Source organism: Kitasatospora sp. NPDC059462, assembly GCF_042749955.1.
Lineage (GTDB): Bacteria > Actinomycetota > Actinomycetes > Streptomycetales > Streptomycetaceae > Kitasatospora.
In genome coordinates this window covers 8,012-23,449 of record NZ_JBHYUU010000029.1, presented here as the reverse complement: position 1 = coordinate 23,449, position 15,438 = coordinate 8,012, and the positions used below count along the sequence as shown (strand labels likewise).

12 protein-coding genes are annotated in these 15,438 nt (G+C 73.7%); 10 read left to right on the top strand and 2 right to left on the bottom strand.

The features are described from left to right. Window positions 1–7: 7 nt before the first annotated feature. Complete coding sequence (locus ACFXAM_RS11015) at window positions 8–688, bottom strand: DNA-binding response regulator (protein WP_380289702.1); 681 nt, start codon at window positions 686–688, stop codon at window positions 8–10. Between the two features lie 57 nt (window positions 689–745). On the opposite strand from ACFXAM_RS11015, the gene ACFXAM_RS11010 reads away from it, so the two are divergent. Together ACFXAM_RS11010 and ACFXAM_RS11005 are read left to right on the top strand one after the other, a co-directional pair. Continuing rightward, window positions 746–1,627, top strand: coding sequence for an aldo/keto reductase (locus ACFXAM_RS11010; RefSeq protein ID WP_380289700.1), 882 nt, complete (start codon window positions 746–748; stop codon window positions 1,625–1,627). 97 nt (window positions 1,628–1,724) lie between these two features. Beyond that, complete coding sequence (locus ACFXAM_RS11005; RefSeq protein ID WP_380289698.1) at window positions 1,725–3,110, top strand: oxygenase MpaB family protein; 1,386 nt, start codon at window positions 1,725–1,727, stop codon at window positions 3,108–3,110. Between the two features lie 7 nt (window positions 3,111–3,117). Here the strand turns inward: ACFXAM_RS11005 and ACFXAM_RS11000 are convergent, their stop codons facing one another. Beyond that, window positions 3,118–3,927 (bottom strand): DUF4037 domain-containing protein, encoded by an 810-nt coding sequence (locus ACFXAM_RS11000; protein ID WP_380289696.1) that lies wholly within the window; start codon window positions 3,925–3,927, stop codon window positions 3,118–3,120. Window positions 3,928–4,076: 149 nt separating this feature from the next. Here ACFXAM_RS11000 and ACFXAM_RS10995 point away from each other — a divergent pair, with 149 nt between their 5' ends. From ACFXAM_RS10995 to ACFXAM_RS10960, 8 genes are all read left to right on the top strand, one after another. Beyond that, on the top strand, window positions 4,077–4,475 hold the full coding sequence (locus ACFXAM_RS10995) for a VOC family protein (RefSeq protein WP_380289694.1): 399 nt from the start codon (window positions 4,077–4,079) through the stop codon (window positions 4,473–4,475). Between the two features lie 339 nt (window positions 4,476–4,814). Next, the gene (locus ACFXAM_RS10990) at window positions 4,815–6,359 is read left to right on the top strand and encodes a cytochrome ubiquinol oxidase subunit I (RefSeq protein WP_380289692.1); all 1,545 of its coding nucleotides are present in this window, start codon (window positions 4,815–4,817) and stop codon (window positions 6,357–6,359) included. 31 nt (window positions 6,360–6,390) lie between these two features. Continuing rightward, entirely contained in the window at window positions 6,391–7,416 is a 1,026-nt protein-coding gene (cydB, locus tag ACFXAM_RS10985; protein ID WP_380289690.1) for a cytochrome d ubiquinol oxidase subunit II, read from the top strand. A gap of 4 nt (window positions 7,417–7,420) precedes the next feature. Then, the gene (cydD, locus tag ACFXAM_RS10980; protein WP_380289688.1) at window positions 7,421–10,909 is read left to right on the top strand and encodes a thiol reductant ABC exporter subunit CydD; all 3,489 of its coding nucleotides are present in this window, start codon (window positions 7,421–7,423) and stop codon (window positions 10,907–10,909) included. Window positions 10,910–10,977: 68 nt separating this feature from the next. Further along, window positions 10,978–12,786 (top strand): GAF domain-containing protein, encoded by a 1,809-nt coding sequence (locus ACFXAM_RS10975; RefSeq protein ID WP_380289686.1) that lies wholly within the window; start codon window positions 10,978–10,980, stop codon window positions 12,784–12,786. A gap of 325 nt (window positions 12,787–13,111) precedes the next feature. Next, complete coding sequence (locus ACFXAM_RS10970; protein ID WP_380289684.1) at window positions 13,112–13,441, top strand: hypothetical protein; 330 nt, start codon at window positions 13,112–13,114, stop codon at window positions 13,439–13,441. Then, a complete protein-coding gene (locus ACFXAM_RS10965; RefSeq protein WP_380289682.1) occupies window positions 13,431–13,835 on the top strand; it encodes a hypothetical protein in 405 nt (134 codons plus the stop codon). Before ACFXAM_RS10970 ends, ACFXAM_RS10965 begins: the two co-directional genes overlap by 11 nt. A gap of 377 nt (window positions 13,836–14,212) precedes the next feature. Then, a complete protein-coding gene (locus ACFXAM_RS10960; RefSeq protein ID WP_380289680.1) occupies window positions 14,213–15,295 on the top strand; it encodes a substrate-binding domain-containing protein in 1,083 nt (360 codons plus the stop codon). The last annotated feature ends 143 nt before the right edge of the window (window positions 15,296–15,438 follow it).

The window sequence follows — 15,438 nt, the reverse complement described above, 5'->3', positions numbered from 1 at the left end:
CGGAGGATCACCGGGGGCCGTCCGGGCCGGCGTCCCCGTCCAGGAGGCCCCGGGCGAGCAGACCGGCCTGGAAGCGGGAGCCGGCGCCGAGGGCGTCCATGAGCTCGGCGACCCGGCGGCGGTAGGTGCGCAGGGAGACACCGAGCAGGCGGGCGCCGGTCTCGTCGGTGTGGCCGGCGGCCAGGGTGCGCAGGATGTCCCGGGCCCGGCCGGTCAGCGGGGGCGGCGGCGCGGCGCAGTCGGCGAGGACGGTGGCGCTCTCCCAGGTGGCCCGGAACAGCGAGCGCACGCCCTCGACGACCTCCGGGGTGTGCACCACCGTGTAGGCGCGGACGCCGCGCACCGGGGCTCCGGCCAGGATCGCGGTGCGGCGGTCGATGACGATGGCCTCCCGGGCGATCGGCCCGTCGGAGATCCGGACCTCGATGCCGCTCGCGGCGATCCGCCGCAGCCGCCGGAGCGACTCCGGGTCGGCCAGGGCGCGCCGGCTGTACAGCTTGCGCATGGTCAGGCCGGGGACGACGCGCGGCCGCTTCCCCTCGCGGAAGGCCGCGTTGACGCCCGCCGACCAGGTCACCAGGTCGGCGGCGGCGACCAGGAACTCCTCGCGCGAGGCCAGGAAGAGGTGGCCGGCCCGCTGGACGAGCTCGTCCTCGCCGTGCAGGGTGATGATCTGATCGGTGCTCATGGCAGCAAGCTGCCAGATCGGCCGGCGGTCCGGCGAGCCCGGGTGAGGGTGGAGGCCATGACGACTCCTCAGGCACCAGCGGCCGGCACCTTCCTCCTCGGCGGCGAACTGCCGGTCTCCCGGATGGGCTTCGGCGCGATGAAGCTGCCCTCCCACGACTGGGAGGGCCCCGCCTGCGACCCCGCGCAGAGCCTGCGGGTGCTGCGCCGGGCGGCGGAGCTGGGCATCGACCACATCGACACCGCCTGGTTCTACTTCTTCCGCGACGTCTCCGCCAACGACCTGATCCGGCAGGCGCTGCACCCCTACCGGGACGACCTGGTGATCGCCACCAAGGTCGGCCCCGGCCGCGACCCGGAGGGCCGCTGGCTGGACCCGGCCGACCGGGACGCGCTGCGCGCGGCGGTCCACCGCAATCTGCGCGAGCTCGGCGTGGACCGGCTCGACCTGGTCTACCTGCGCCGGCTGCCCAGCCAGTCCTCGATCGCCGAGCCCTTCGCCGCGCTGGCCGAGCTGCGCACGGAGGGGCTGATCCGGCAGCTGGGCGTCAGCAACGTGAACGCCGCCCAGCTGGCCGAGGCGGAGGCGATCGCACCGGTGGCCGCGGTGCAGAACCGGTTCAGCGTGCTGGAGCACGACGAGGCCGACGAGCGGCTGCTGGCCGACTGCACCGAACGGGGCATCGCCTTCGTGCCGTTCTACCCGCTGGGCGGCACCGGGGTCCCCGACCACCCGGCTCTGCGCCGGGTGGCCGAGCGGCACGGCGCCACCCGGGCCCAGGTGATGGTGGCCTGGCTGCTGGCCCTCTCGCCGGCGATCCTCGCCATCCCGGGCACCTCCTCGCCGGCCCATCTGGAGGAGAACGTCGCGGCCGCCGCGCTGCGTCTGGACGCGGCGGACCTCGCGGAGCTGGCGGAGCTGACAGTGCCTGCCACGTAGGACTGTCCGACCAATCCTGCGCCTGGTTTCCCCGCCGGACGGCCGGGAAGGGCCCCGCCCGTACGCGAAGGTCCCGCAACTCCCAGGAGATTCCCGGATGGCAGCGTCAGCAGCGTCAGCACCACGTCCCGAGGTGTCCTTCCGCCGGGATCTCTCGGAGTGGCGGATCGTCCTCGTCGCCTGGCGGCTGCTGGTGCTCCAGGCGTCCCATCCGGTGGTCGCGGCCGGGATGGACGCCCACTCCACCTACCGCGGGCACCCCTGGCGCCGGATCGAGCACACCCTCGGCAGCGGGCGGCGGCTCTTCCAGTCCGACCAGGAGCAGCTCTGGCGCGAGATCCAGCGGCTCGACCGGGCACACCGGCGGATCCGCGGCACCACCGGGGACGGCCGGTCGTACGACGCCCACGACCCGGCCACCCGGGCCTGGGTGCTGCTCACCCTCTTCGAAGCGGTCGCCGCCATGCGGGAGCTGAGCGGCGAGCCGTACACGCCGGACGAACTCGAAGCGCTCTACCGGGAGTTCGCCGACATCGCGGCGGTGTTCGGGCTGCCCGCCGGGGAGTTGCCCGCGAGCGCCGCCGAACTGCCCGGCTTCCTGCGGCGGACGACCGCCGAGCGGCTGGAGTTCACCGGGACGGCGCGGCACCTGCTGTACGACATGCTGCACGAGGCGCCCTGCCCGCGCCGGCTGCGCTTCCTCGGGCCGGCCGGCTGGCGGCTGCTGCGGTCGGTGGTGGCCCGGGTGGTCACCGAGCTGACCGTCGCCGACCTCCCGGCGCTCTACCGCGACCGGTTCGGCCTGGTCCCCACCCGGCGCGGGGCGCTGCTGTCCCGGCTGCTGCACCGCGGCGCCCGGGTGGTGCTGACCCGGCTGCCGGACCGTCTGCGCTACCGGGCCCCCGGTGTCCGCCCGCCCTCCCGGCCCCGGCGGATGCCGCGCCAGGACACCCGGCCGCCCCGGCTGGACCGGTTCTTCCGGGAGGTCCTCGATCAGACCGGGGACGGCTGGCTCACCGCCCGCGACCTGGAGGCGATGGCGCACAACGTCTGCTGGCAGCTGGAGCTGTCCGAGGACGGCGAGGCCCGGGTGCACGCCGCGTTCGAGGCGTGGTGGGAGCACCTGCGGGCGGGCATGGACGCCGACGGCGACGGCCGGATCAGCCGGGCCGAGTACGTCGCCGCCACCCTGGCCGGCTGCGACCGCGACCCGGCCTACCTGGAGGGCGGCCTGCTGCCCGCGCTGCGGGCGGTGTTCGCGGCGGCCGACACCGACGGCGACGGTCTGCTGGACTTCGCCGAGTACCGGGTGCTGTTCGGCGGCCGCCGCGTGCACCCGGCCGAACTCTCGCACGGGTTCCGGCAGTTGGACACGGACGGGGACGGCGTGATCACCGCGGCGGAGCTCCTGCGCGGTTTCGTCGACTACTTCACCGCCCGCGCGCCCTCGGCCTCCGGCACCCAGCTCCTCGGTCGCGCCTGACGGTTCGTCAACCCCTTTGCAGCGCTGCCACGGTGTCGTCGACCAGGGCTCGGGCGGCGTCCACGGTGGCGGCGAGCGCCGCCGGGCCGTCGCCGGGGGCGGCGAGCAGCGCCCGGGCGCGCGGACCGAAGCCGTCCGGGGCGCCGGGCAGTGCCTCGGCGACGGCGAGCGCGCCCTTCTCGTTGAGGCACCAGCGGCGGTCGGCCGCGTACAGCGCCTGCACCAGGACGCCGACGGCGCGCGAGAGGCAGAGCGCGACGTACAGGGTGTCGCCGCGGGCCGCGCCCTTGGCGGCGCCGTCGAGCAGGAACCCGGCCTCCCAGGTGCCGGCGATCAGGGCGGCCCGCAGTGGCTCCGGGTACGCGCCGTAGGCGGCCCGGCGCTCCGTCAGCGCGCCGGACGGATCGGCGAGGACCTCGCCGAGCGCCAACTCCCCGACGTAGCAGGGCGACCAGAAGCCGAGCGGATGGCCCGCCTGGATGCCCACCTCGTAGCGGCCGGCCAGGCAGTCGGCCCGGACCCGGTCGACCCGGTCGAGGTCGCGCAGGATCCAGTCCACCCGGCCGACGCCCTCGACGGTGAGCCAGGCACCGCCGTCGACCCACGGCCCCCAGCCGCCCGGGCCGGTCACCTCCACGCCCGGTCCCGCCACCGCGCGCAGGGCGTCCTGGTCGAGTCCGGCGCGGTAGTAGACGCCGAGGTCCCAGTCGGAGTCCGGCCGGTGCTCACCCCGGGCCCGGCTGCCGCCCAGCATGACGCCGACCACACCCGGCACCGCGGCCAGTCGCCCGGCCATCGCTTCGACGATCGTCCGCATGGGGTGGAAGTCTGGCACGGAGGCGCGGAGAACGCCTGGTGCGATCCGGATCCGGCGGCCTAGGATCGTGGGCACGGCATCGCGTGTCGGTCACCGTCCGGGTGAGGCATGGAGGTAGCCCGTGAGTGCCTTACGGAGGCATTCCACACATGTCCGTGCAGTTCAACCACACCATCGTCCACGCCCGGGACAACCGGGAGTCCGCCGAGTTCCTGGCGAGGATCCTCGGCCTTGAGGTCGGAACGGCCTGGGGCCCGTTCGTCCCGGTGACCACCGACAACGGCGTCACCCTCGACTTCGCCTCGGTCCCGGGCGAGGCGATCGTCCTCCAGCACTACGCCTTCCTCGTCCCGGACGAGGTGTTCGACGCGGCCTTCGCCCGGCTCCTCGCGGAGGGCGTCGACCACTTCGCCGATCCCGGGATGCAGCGGCCCGGCGAGATCAACCACCACCACGGCGGCCGGGGGGTCTACTTCCTCGATCCGGCCGGCCACGGCATGGAGCTCATCACCCGCCCCTACGGCAGCCACCCGGTGGCGGGGGAGTAGCCGCCCCGGCGGACGCCCCGCGGTCCCGACCGGGCCGCCGTGGAGGATCCGGCGGCTGTCAATGCTACGGATCGTCCAGATCTCCCACCCCACCCGCCCGGCCGCTCGTTGTGGCCGGGCGGGTGCCCTTACAGACTGTGCGCACGGCATCGCCGCTGGTCAGTCGCCCGCCCGGGCCCACCCCGCCCGCACCTCCCGCGTAAGGGTGATGGATACTGTGCTTGTGAACGTGTTCACGTTCACAAGCGGACAAGCTTGCGCGCTTGGACGACGGTCCCCGGCTATACATGAAGTTTGTCTGATATGTGACCTCAGAGGGTCGGTTGGAGAGAGGGCGACGTGGAACTGGCAATCGCTCACGAGACCATCGCGCGATGGCAATTCGGCATCACCACCGTCTACCACTTCCTCTTCGTCCCGCTCACCATCAGCCTCGCCGCGATCGTCGCCGGGCTGGAGACCGCGTGGGTGCGGACGAACAAGGAGAAGTACTTCCACGCCACCAAGTTCTGGGGGAAGCTCTTCCTGATCAACATCGCGATGGGCGTGGTCACCGGCATCGTCCAGGAGTTCCAGTTCGGCATGAACTGGTCCGACTACTCCCGCTTCGTCGGTGACGTCTTCGGCGCCCCGCTCGCGATGGAGGCACTGATCGCCTTCTTCTTCGAGTCGACCTTCATCGGCCTGTGGATCTTCGGCTGGGACAAGCTGCCGCGCAAGCTGCACTGCGCCTGCATCTGGATGGTCGCGCTCGGCACCGTGCTCTCCGCCTACTTCATCCTCGCGGCCAACTCCTGGATGCAGCACCCGGTCGGCTACGCGATCGACCCGGCCACCGGGAAGGCCCAGCTCAACGACATCGCGCGGGTGCTGTTCCAGGACACCACCGTCACCGTCGTCCTGCACACCCTGACCGCGGCCTTCCTCACCGGCGCGGCCTTCGTGGTCGGCATCGCCTCCTTCCACCTCTGGAAGGCCAAGCGCAAGCCGGAGAGCGCCAACCCCAAGCGGGTCGCCGCGATGCGCACCTCGCTGCGCCTCGGCCTGGTGCTCGCCGTGATCGCCGGCCTCGGCACCGCGCTCAGCGGCGACCAGCTCGCCAAGGTCATGTTCCGCCAGCAGCCGATGAAGATGGCCGCCGCCGAGGCGCTCTGGGACACCAAGGCCCCCGCGCCGTTCTCGATCTTCGCGGTCGGCGACGTCAGCAAGGGCCACAACTCGGTCGAGCTGGAGATCCCCGCGGCGCTGTCCTTCCTCGCCAACAGCGACTTCAGCTCCGCCGTCCCCGGCATCAACGACACCGCCGCCGCCGAGGCCGCCAAGTACGGCGGCGACCCCAAGGACTACATCCCCAGCATCTTCGTCACCTACTGGGGCTTCCGCCTGATGATCGGCTTCGGGATGACCTCCTTCGTGGCCGGCCTGATCGGACTCTGGACCACCCGCAAGAAGCGCTTCCTGGCCCCGGAGTTCCGTACCGGCGACGACGAGGTGCCGAGGCTGATGATCACCCCGAAGCGGGAGCTCGGCCCCCTGCTCACCAAGTGGAGCTGGCGGATCGGCATCCTCACCATGGGCTTCCCGCTGATCGCCAACAGCTTCGGCTGGATCTTCACCGAGATGGGCCGCCAGCCCTGGGCCGTCTTCGGACTGATGACCACCGCCAGCGCCGTCTCGCCCAACGTGAGCGTCGGCACCCAGATCGGCGCGCTGTGCACCTTCACCGCGCTGTACGCGATCCTCGCCGTCATCGAGGTCAAGCTGCTGGTGAAGTACGCCAAGGCCGGTCCGGCCACCGACGAGCAGCCGCCCGCCAAGGACCCGTCCCTGCGCGGCCCGGCCTCCGACGACGACGCCGACAAGCCGCTCGCCTTCGCCTACTGAGGCCCCCGAGGATCGATAGGACCGACACACCATGGAACTTCACGACGTCTGGTTCGTCCTGATCGCCGTTCTCTGGATCGGCTACTTCTTCCTGGAGGGCTTCGACTTCGGGATCGGCATCCTGACCAGGACGCTGGCCCGGAACACCACCGAGCGGCGGGTGCTGATCAACACCATCGGCCCGGTCTGGGACGGCAACGAGGTCTGGCTGCTGACCGCGGGCGGCGCCACCTTCGCGGCCTTCCCGGACTGGTACGCCACCCTGTTCAGCGGCTTCTACATCCCGCTGCTGGTCATCCTGGTCTGCCTGATCGTGCGCGGCGTCGCCTTCGAGTACCGGGCCAAGCGGCCCGAGCCGCGCTGGCAGCGCAACTGGGAGCAGGCGATCTTCTGGACCTCGCTGCTCCCGTCCTTCCTCTGGGGCGTCGCCTTCGCCAACATCGTGCGCGGCGTGGACATCGACGCCGAGAAGAACTACACCGGCAGCGTCTGGGACCTGCTCAACCCGTACGCGCTGCTCGGCGGCCTGGTGACGCTGTTCCTGTTCGTCTTCCACGGCTCGGTGTTCGCCGCGCTCAAGACGGTCGGCGACATCCGCGACCGGGCCCGGGCCAGTGCCCTGCGGACCGGACTGGCGACGGCGGCGCTCGCCGCGGTCTTCCTGATCTGGACCCAGGCCGACCACGGCAACGGCTGGAGCCTCGCCGCCCTGGTGATCGCCGTGCTGGCCCTGGTCGGCGCGCTCGCCGCCAACCAGGTGGCCCGCGAGGGCTGGGCGTTCGTCCTCTCGGGCGCGACCGTCGTGGCCGCCGTCGCGATGCTCTTCCTCTCGCTCTTCCCCGACGTCATGCCGTCCACGCTGAACCCGGACTGGAGCCTGACGGTGACCAACGCGGCCTCCTCGGCCTACACGCTCAAGCTGATGACCGTCGTGGCGGTGATCTTCACCCCGCTCGTGCTGCTCTACCAGGGCTGGACGTACTGGGTGTTCCGCAAGCGGATCGGTGTCCAGCACATCCCCGGGCACGACCCGGCCGCCGCCCTCGACAAGGCCTGACGCCGTGAAGCCGGTCGACCCCCGACTCCTCGGGTACGCCCGCACCACCCGGGTCTTCCTCGCCGGGACCGTCCTCCTGGGCACCGCCAACGCGGCCCTGGTGGTCGCCCAGGCGGGCCTGATCGCCGAGCTCGTGGTCCGCGGCTTCCAGCAGCGGACCGGGCTCGACGAGCTCACCGCGCCGCTGGCGCTGCTGGTGCTCACCGCGGTCGGACGCGGGCTGGTCGGCTGGCTCACCGAACTGACCGCGCACCGGTCCGTCGCCCGGGTGAAGTCCACCCTGCGGCGCCGGCTGCTCGACCACGCCACCGCGCTCGGCCCGGCCCACCTGGCGGGCCGGCGCACCGGCGAACTCACCGCCCTCGCCACCCGGGGCGTCGACGCGCTCGACGACTACTTCGCCCGTTACCTGCCGCAGCTGGCGCTCGCCGTGGTCGTCCCGGCCACCGTGCTGCTGCGGATCGTCGGCGCCGACGCCACCTCGGCCGCGATCATCGCCGGCACCCTGCCGCTGATCCCGCTGTTCATGGTGCTGATCGGGATGGCCACCCAGGCCCGGATGGACCGCCAGTGGAGCACCCTCTCCCGGCTCTCCCACCACTTCCTGGACGTGGTCGCCGGGCTGCCCACGCTCAAGGTCTTCAACCGGGCCCGCGCCCAGGCCGGGACCATCGCCCGGATCACCGCCGACTACCGCAGGGCCACCCTGCGCACCCTGCGGATCGCCTTCGTCTCCTCCTTCGCCCTGGAACTGCTCTCCACCCTCTCGGTCGCACTGGTCGCCGTCTCGATCGGTTTCCGGCTGGTGAACGGCAGCCTCGACCTGGAGACCGGGCTGCTGGTCCTGATCCTCGCCCCCGAGGTCTACTTCCCGATCCGCCAGGTCGGCGCGCTCTACCACTCCAGCGTCGAGGGCCTGACCGCCGCCGACCGGATCTTCGAGGTGCTGGAGACCCCGCTGCCCGCCGCCGGCACGGTGCCCGCGCCCGCCCTCGCCGGGGCCCGCCTCACGGCCGACGGCCTCACCGTGCGCTTCCCCGGCCGCACCGTGCCCGCCCTCGACGACGCCGCACTGGTGCTGGGCCCGGGCGAGAGCGTCGCGCTCACCGGCCCGTCCGGCGCCGGGAAGTCCACCCTGCTCGGCGTCCTGCTCGGCCTCACCGTCCCGGACGCCGGCCGCGTCCGGATCACCGCCGCCGACGGGCGGACCTACGACCTGGCCGACCTGGAGCCGGAGAGCTGGCGGCGGCAGATCGCCTGGGTGCCCCAGCACCCGCACCTGTTCGCCGGCACCGTCGCCGACAACCTGCGGCTGCACCGGCCCGACGCCACCGACGACGAGCTGTGGACGGCCCTGCGCTCCGCCCACGCCCTGGACTTCGTCACCCGGCTGGACGCCCCCCTCGGTGAGGACGGCGCCGGACTCTCGGCCGGCCAGCGCCAGCGGCTCGCGCTCGCCCGGGTGCTGCTCGCCGACGACCGCCCGCTCGTCCTGCTGGACGAGCCCACCGCCAACCTGGACGGCGCCTCCGAGGCGGCCGTGGTGGACACCGTCCGGGCGCTGGCCGCCGACCCGGCGCGCACCGTGCTGCTGGTCGCGCACCGGCCCGCGCTGCTGGCCGCCGCCGACCGGCGGGTCCGGCTGGCCGGTCCGGCCGCTCCCCCGGCCGCCCCGGCGGCCGTCCCCGTGCTCGCGCACCGCGGCCGGCCCACCCCGCCCCCGGCGCAGGAGGGGCCGGCACCCGCCCGGGACACGGCCGGGCCCCGCCTCGCCCTCTCCGTGCTCCTCGGCTCCCTCGCCCTCGGCTGCGCCGTCGCGCTGATGGCCACCTCCGGCTACCTCATCTCCCGCGCCTCCGAGATGCCGCCGGTCCTCCACCTGATGATGGCCGTCACCGCGGTGCGTGCCTTCGGCATCGGCCGCAGCGTCTTCCGCTACGCCGAGCGGCTGGTCTCGCACGACGCCGTGCTGCGCACCCTCGGCACCCTGCGCGCCGCCGTCTACCGCCGGCTCACCGCGCTCGCCCCGGCCGCGCTGCCCGCGTTCCGGCGCGGCGACCTGCTCTCCCGGCTGGTCGCCGACGTCGACGCCGTCCAGGACCACCACCTGCGCTGGCGGCTGCCGGCCGCCGTGGCCGCGGTGGTCTCGCTGGCCGCCGCCGTCGCGACGGGCGCCTTCCTGCCCGCCGCCGGGGTGGTGCTCGGACTCGGCCTGCTGCTGGCCGGCCTGGTGGTGCCCGCACTGACCGCCTGCTGGTCGGCCGCCGCCGAACGCCGCCAGGCCCCGGCGCGCGGCAGGCTCGCCACCACCGTGCTGGACGCCTTCAGCGGGACGGCCGAACTCACCGTGGCCGGCGCGCTGCCCGGCCGGCTCGCCGCCGTCCGCGCCGCCGACGACGCCCTCACCGGGCTGGCCGCCCGCTCGGCCACCACCGCCGCGCTCGGCACCGGGCTGATCACCCTGCTCACCGGCCTCACCGTGGCCGCCGCCGCGGCCGTCGGCCTGCGCGGGGTCGAGTCCGGGGCGCTCGCCCCGGTCTGCCTGGCCGTGGTCGTGCTCACCCCGCTGGCCGCCTTCGAGGCCGTCACCGGCATGCCGCTCGCCGTCCAGGCCCGCCGGCGCAGCCTGGCCGCCTCGGCCCGGCTCGACGAGGTGCTGGACGCGCCCGCCGCCGTCGCCGAACCCGCCGCGCCGAAGGCCCTGCCCGAGCGGCCGCTGCCGATCGCCGTCCGCGGGCTGACCGCCCGCCACCCCGGCCGGACGGGCGACGCGCTGTCCGGCATCGACCTCGACCTCGCCGCCGGCCGGCGGATCGCCGTGGTCGGCCCCTCCGGCTCCGGCAAGACCACCCTCGCCCGGACGCTGCTGCGCTTCCTCGACCAGGACGCCGGGAGTGTGGTGTTCGCGGCCGGCCGCCCGCAGGCCGTGGACAGCCGGGAGCTCGCCGGGGAGGACGTCCGCCGGGTGATCGGGCTCTGCGCCCAGGACGCCCACGTCTTCGACAGCTCGCTGCGCGAGAACCTCCGCCTCGCCCGCCCGGACGCGGACGAGGACGAGCTGCGCGCCGCCCTCGCCGCCGCCCGGCTGCTGGACTTCACCGAGACCCTGCCGGACGGCCTGGACACCATGGTCGGCGAGCACGGCGCCCGCCTCTCCGGCGGCCAGCGCCAGCGGCTGGCGCTGGCCCGGGCGCTGCTCGCCGACTTCCCGGTGCTCGTCCTGGACGAGCCCGCCGAACACCTCGACCTGCCGACCGCCGACGCCCTCACCGCCGACCTGCTCACCGCCACCGCCGGCCGCACCACCGTCCTGATCACCCACCGGCTGGCCGGTCTCGACGACACCACGGTCGACGAGGTGCTCGTCCTGGACGCCGGCCGGGTCGTCGAGCGCGGCCGCTGGTCGGAGCTCCTCGCCCTCCCGGGCGGGCGCCTGCGGGGGATGCGGGAGCGCGAGCGGGAGACCGACGGGCTGCCGCTCGCGGTCGGCTGACCGGGCGGAGCGGCCGCGCCGTCGCGTCGCTACTTCCACTGAAAAGCGTACAAACTACGCTCGTCCTCATGGACCCCACGCCAGACCTGCCCGACTTCACCCCGCCGGAGCCGGAGCCCGACCAGGCGCCGCACCGCGTGCCCGAGATCTCCTCGCTCGGGCTGGACACGCTGGTCACCGAGGTGTCGGAGCGGCTGCAGTCGGCCGCCGCCGTCACCGACCGGATGCAGCGGCTGCTGGAGGCCGTGGTGTCGGTCGGCGCCGGGCTCGACCTGCACGCCACCCTGCACCGGATCGCGGCCGGCGCCGCCGAACTGGTGGACGCCCGGTACGCCGCGCTCGGGGTGGTCGCCCCCGGGGGCCACGGGCTGCAGGACTTCATCCACGTCGGGGTCGACGAGGAGACCGTCCGGGAGATCGGCGAGCTGCCGGTCGGCCGGGGCATCCTCGGCGCGCTGATCGACCGGCCCGAGCCGCTGCGGCTCACCGACCTCACCGCCGACCCGCGCTCGTACGGCTTCCCGCCGCACCACCCCGGGATGCGGACCTTCCTCGGCGAGCCGATCCGGATCCGCGACGAGGTGTTCGGCAACCTCTACCTCACCGAGAAGCGCGGGGGCGGCGCCTTCACCCCCGAGGACGAGCAGGTGGTGCACGCGCTGGCCGCCGCGGCCGGGGTCGCGATCGAGAACTCGCGCCTCTACGAGGAGGGCCGGCGCCGGGAGCGGTGGATCGCCGGCGCGGCCGCGGTGACCACCGCGCTGCTCTCCACCGACGAGGCCGAGGTCGCCCTCACCGTCGCGGCCGAGCAGGTCCGGGAGCTGGCGGACGCCGCGCTCGGGATGATCCTGCTGCCGACCGGGGACGGTCAGCTGCGGGTCGCCCACGCCTCCGGGGAGGCCGCCGAGTTCGTCCGCGGCGAGCTGCTGCCGCCGGACAGCTTCGCCTCCCGGCTGCTCAAGGGGGAGAGCGTCCACCTCGACGACATGTCCACCGACCCGACCGTGGTGATCCGGCTCGCCCGCAGCTTCGGGCCCTCGCTGGCCGTGCCGATGGTCGCCGCCGGGCGGGTGCTCGGCGGGCTCTGCGTCTGGCGCTCGCGCGGGGCCGTGCCGTTCTCCGAGGCCGAGAAGCAGCTCGCCGAGACCTTCGCCTCGCAGGCCGCGCTGGCGCTGCGGCTCGCCGAGGGCCAGCGCGACCAGCAGCGGCTCGCCGTCTTCCAGGACCGCGACCGGATCGCCCGGGATCTCCACGACCTGGTCATCCAGCGGCTGTTCGCCACCGGGATGATGCTGGAGGGCGCCGCCCGGCGGGCCATCGTCCCGGAGGTGAAGGTCCGCATCGGCGAGGCGGTGGACGAACTGGACGCCACCATCCAGGAGGTCCGCACCACCATCTACGCGCTCCAGCACGACGACCACGGCGAGGAGCCGGACACCCTGCGGACCCGGGCGCTGCGCGAGTGCAGCCAGACCGCGGCGGCGCTCGGCTTCAAGCCCTCGGTCTCGTTCGTCGGCCCGGTGGAGAGCCTGGTCGGCGAGAAGACCGGCCGTCAACTGCTCGCCGCGCTGCGGGAGATGCTCTCCAACACGGCCCGGCACGCCCGGGCCTCCCGGGTCGGCGTCGAGGTCGACGCCACCGTGCACCTGGACGACGGCGGACGCCCGGTCGGCGGTGATCCGGAGTCGCTGGACCGCGGCGGGCGCCCCGGGGTCCTGCTGACCGTCACCGACGACGGCGTCGGCATCCCCGAGGGCGGGCGGCGCAGCGGCCTGCGGAACCTGGCGCGGCGGGCCGAGGCGCTCGGCGGCGACGCCTGGCACGAGCCCGGCCCGTACGGCCGGGGCACCCGGGTGCGGTGGACGGCCCGGCTCTGAACACCCGTACGGCCGATGGGGCCCCGCCGGGGTCCGTTCGAACAGTTTGTAAACGACGGGGATCCGTGCCGGGTTCGGTTGGCGCGCGGTTGGTGTGCACCCGGTGAAAGTTTAACGAGAGAGAACTTCCCGGCCAACGGAGCAAGTTGTGCTTTTCACGGCCTTCCGGCGCTCTCGTGTGCACACATAGCTTTACTCCCGTCTCGGAGAGAAACCGGACTGTGGGGGAGCAGTGGACGCGTCGAGCCGCGGTCACACCGCAGCAGGGGCAGGTCGAGGGGGGTTCCGGGCCGAACGGGCACCGGACGGGCGGTACCGATGGCAGTTGAAAGCACCGAACGGACGCGTCGTCGCGGTCACCCCGGCCGCGTACGAGACGGCCGGGGAGGCGGAGCGCGTCTTCGACGGCTTACGGGCCGGCGCGGACGGGCTCACCGCCCGGATCACGCACGTCCGGGACGGCATCGGCTGGATCTGGGTGATCCCCGGGTCGCGGACCCTGCCGGAGGTGCGGTCCAGCCGTGCCTACGAGCGGTACGCCACCTGTCAGAACGCCTTCCGGCGCTTCGTCGTGCTGCTGGCCAAGCAGCCGGCCCTGGAGCTTCCCGAACTCACGGAACGCGGGCCGTCGTTGAGAACGTCCGATGTCCGCTGACCGGCGCGGTCCGCGTCTGCTGACCGTCCCGGTGGGGGACCGCTCGCTCTCCTGGGCGCTGCGCGCGGCCAACGGGCGGCAGCTCGGCGTCGGCGTGCGGACCTACCGCGGTGAGGCTGAACTCGCCGATGCGGTCCGCGAGCTGATCATCGAGCGGACCGCGCTGCGATGTACCGTCGGCCAGTCCGAGGCGCGGTTGTGGGTGTGGACGGCGTACCTGCCGGTGCGCACCACCCGCCCGGGCGCCGAAGCCGCCGGACCGGTGGCCCGAAGCGCCCGCGGGTACCTGCGGCGCGACCAGTGCCAGGCCGGCGTGACCGGGTTCCTCGCCGGACTCCAGCGCCTGGGACAGGACCTGCGCCGCTCCGGACGGGACGACGCCTGGCCGTTCTGACGGGTCGTGAACCGCCGCCTCCAGCCGCCCTCGGGCGGCTTCTCGCGTTGGCCCCCGCCGCGCCCCCGTTTCCCCCTCTTCCGGTGAAGCACAGGTATCCGGCAACCCCCCGAGTCGCCACCTGGAGAAGAACGTCACCGGCCCCTGACCTGCGGCTTTCCCCCCCTTCACGGCCGCGCTGACCTGTTGCTAAACCTCTCCGAACCGAGAAATCGACAATTGCCCGCGGCGGTCGTCCGCCCTTCCGACGGAACCGCGCCGACCGACAGGATCGGCACTGCCGGAACGGGCCGCCGCGGACGCGGCTCACGGCCCCGGGACTGACGACCAGTACCCGGGCAAGCGATGTACGTCTCTCCCACCGGAGGAACAGGAACATGCGCAAGACCGCTGCCAAGCTGCTCGCCGCCGCCGCCATCGCCACCTCGGTCGCCACCGTCGCCAGCGGCACCGCCGTCGCCGACCCGTCGACCCTGCCCACCCTGCCGCTCGCGCAGGACATCGTGGGTGTCGGCTCGGACACCACCCAGGCCGTCCTGAACCAGTTCTCGACCGACTACAACGCGTTCCTGGGCGCCAGCAGCACCCTGCCGCGTCTGTACAGCTGGGACGCGACCGGCTCCTCGCCGATCACCACCAAGACCGGTGCCACCTCGCTGGCGCGCCCGAACGGCTCGTCCGCCGGCATCTCGGCGCTGGACGCCACCAACAAGGCCACGGTCGACTTCGCCCGCTCCTCGCGCGGCCCGAAGAACAGCGTCCCGGGCGGCGCCGCCGGCGACCCGCTGACCGACCTGTTCGTGGCCTTCGCCAAGGACGCCGTCAGCTACGCCACCACCACCACGGGCAGCCACGCCCCGGCGAACCTGAGCAAGGCCGACCTGGTCAACATCTACAACTGCACCTACACCAACTGGAACCAGATCCCGGGCTACACGGGCGTGGGCGGCACCATCAAGGCCTACCTCCCGCAGAACGGTTCCGGCACCCGCTCCTTCTTCCTCCAGGCGCTGGGCCTGTCCAACGGTGGCGCCTGCGTCACGGCCAACCCCACCGTCCAGGAGAACCAGGGCACCGACCCGATCCTGAACGACGCCGACGCGATCGTCCCCTACTCCGTCGCCCACTACATCGGCCAGGTCTACAACGGCCACGGTGCCGGTAGCGACCAGGCCGGGGCCCTGACCGTCCGCTCGATCGACAACGTCGTCCCGATCGACCCCACCACCCACGTCCTGACCCTGGCCTTCTCCAACACCTCCTTCGGCCGCGTGATCTACAACGTCGTCCGTGAGGCCAACTGGAACGCCACCGACACCCAGGGCACCGCGCTGCGCGCGATCTTCGGCACCAACGGCTGGATCTGCAAGAACTCCGTCGCCGCCGCGGACATCACCAGCTACGGCTTCCGCACCCTGCCGGTCGGCGCCTGTGGCAGCACCACCCACGCCACCAGCTGATCGCACCCCCGTACTCCCGGGGGGCCGGGGGGCGCGCCCCCGGGGCCCCGCCCCCCCCCGCCCCGCCCCCCCGGCCCCCCCCCCCCGCCCCCCCCCCCCCCCCCCGGGGCGGGGCCCCCCCCCGCAACGACAACACCGCCCCA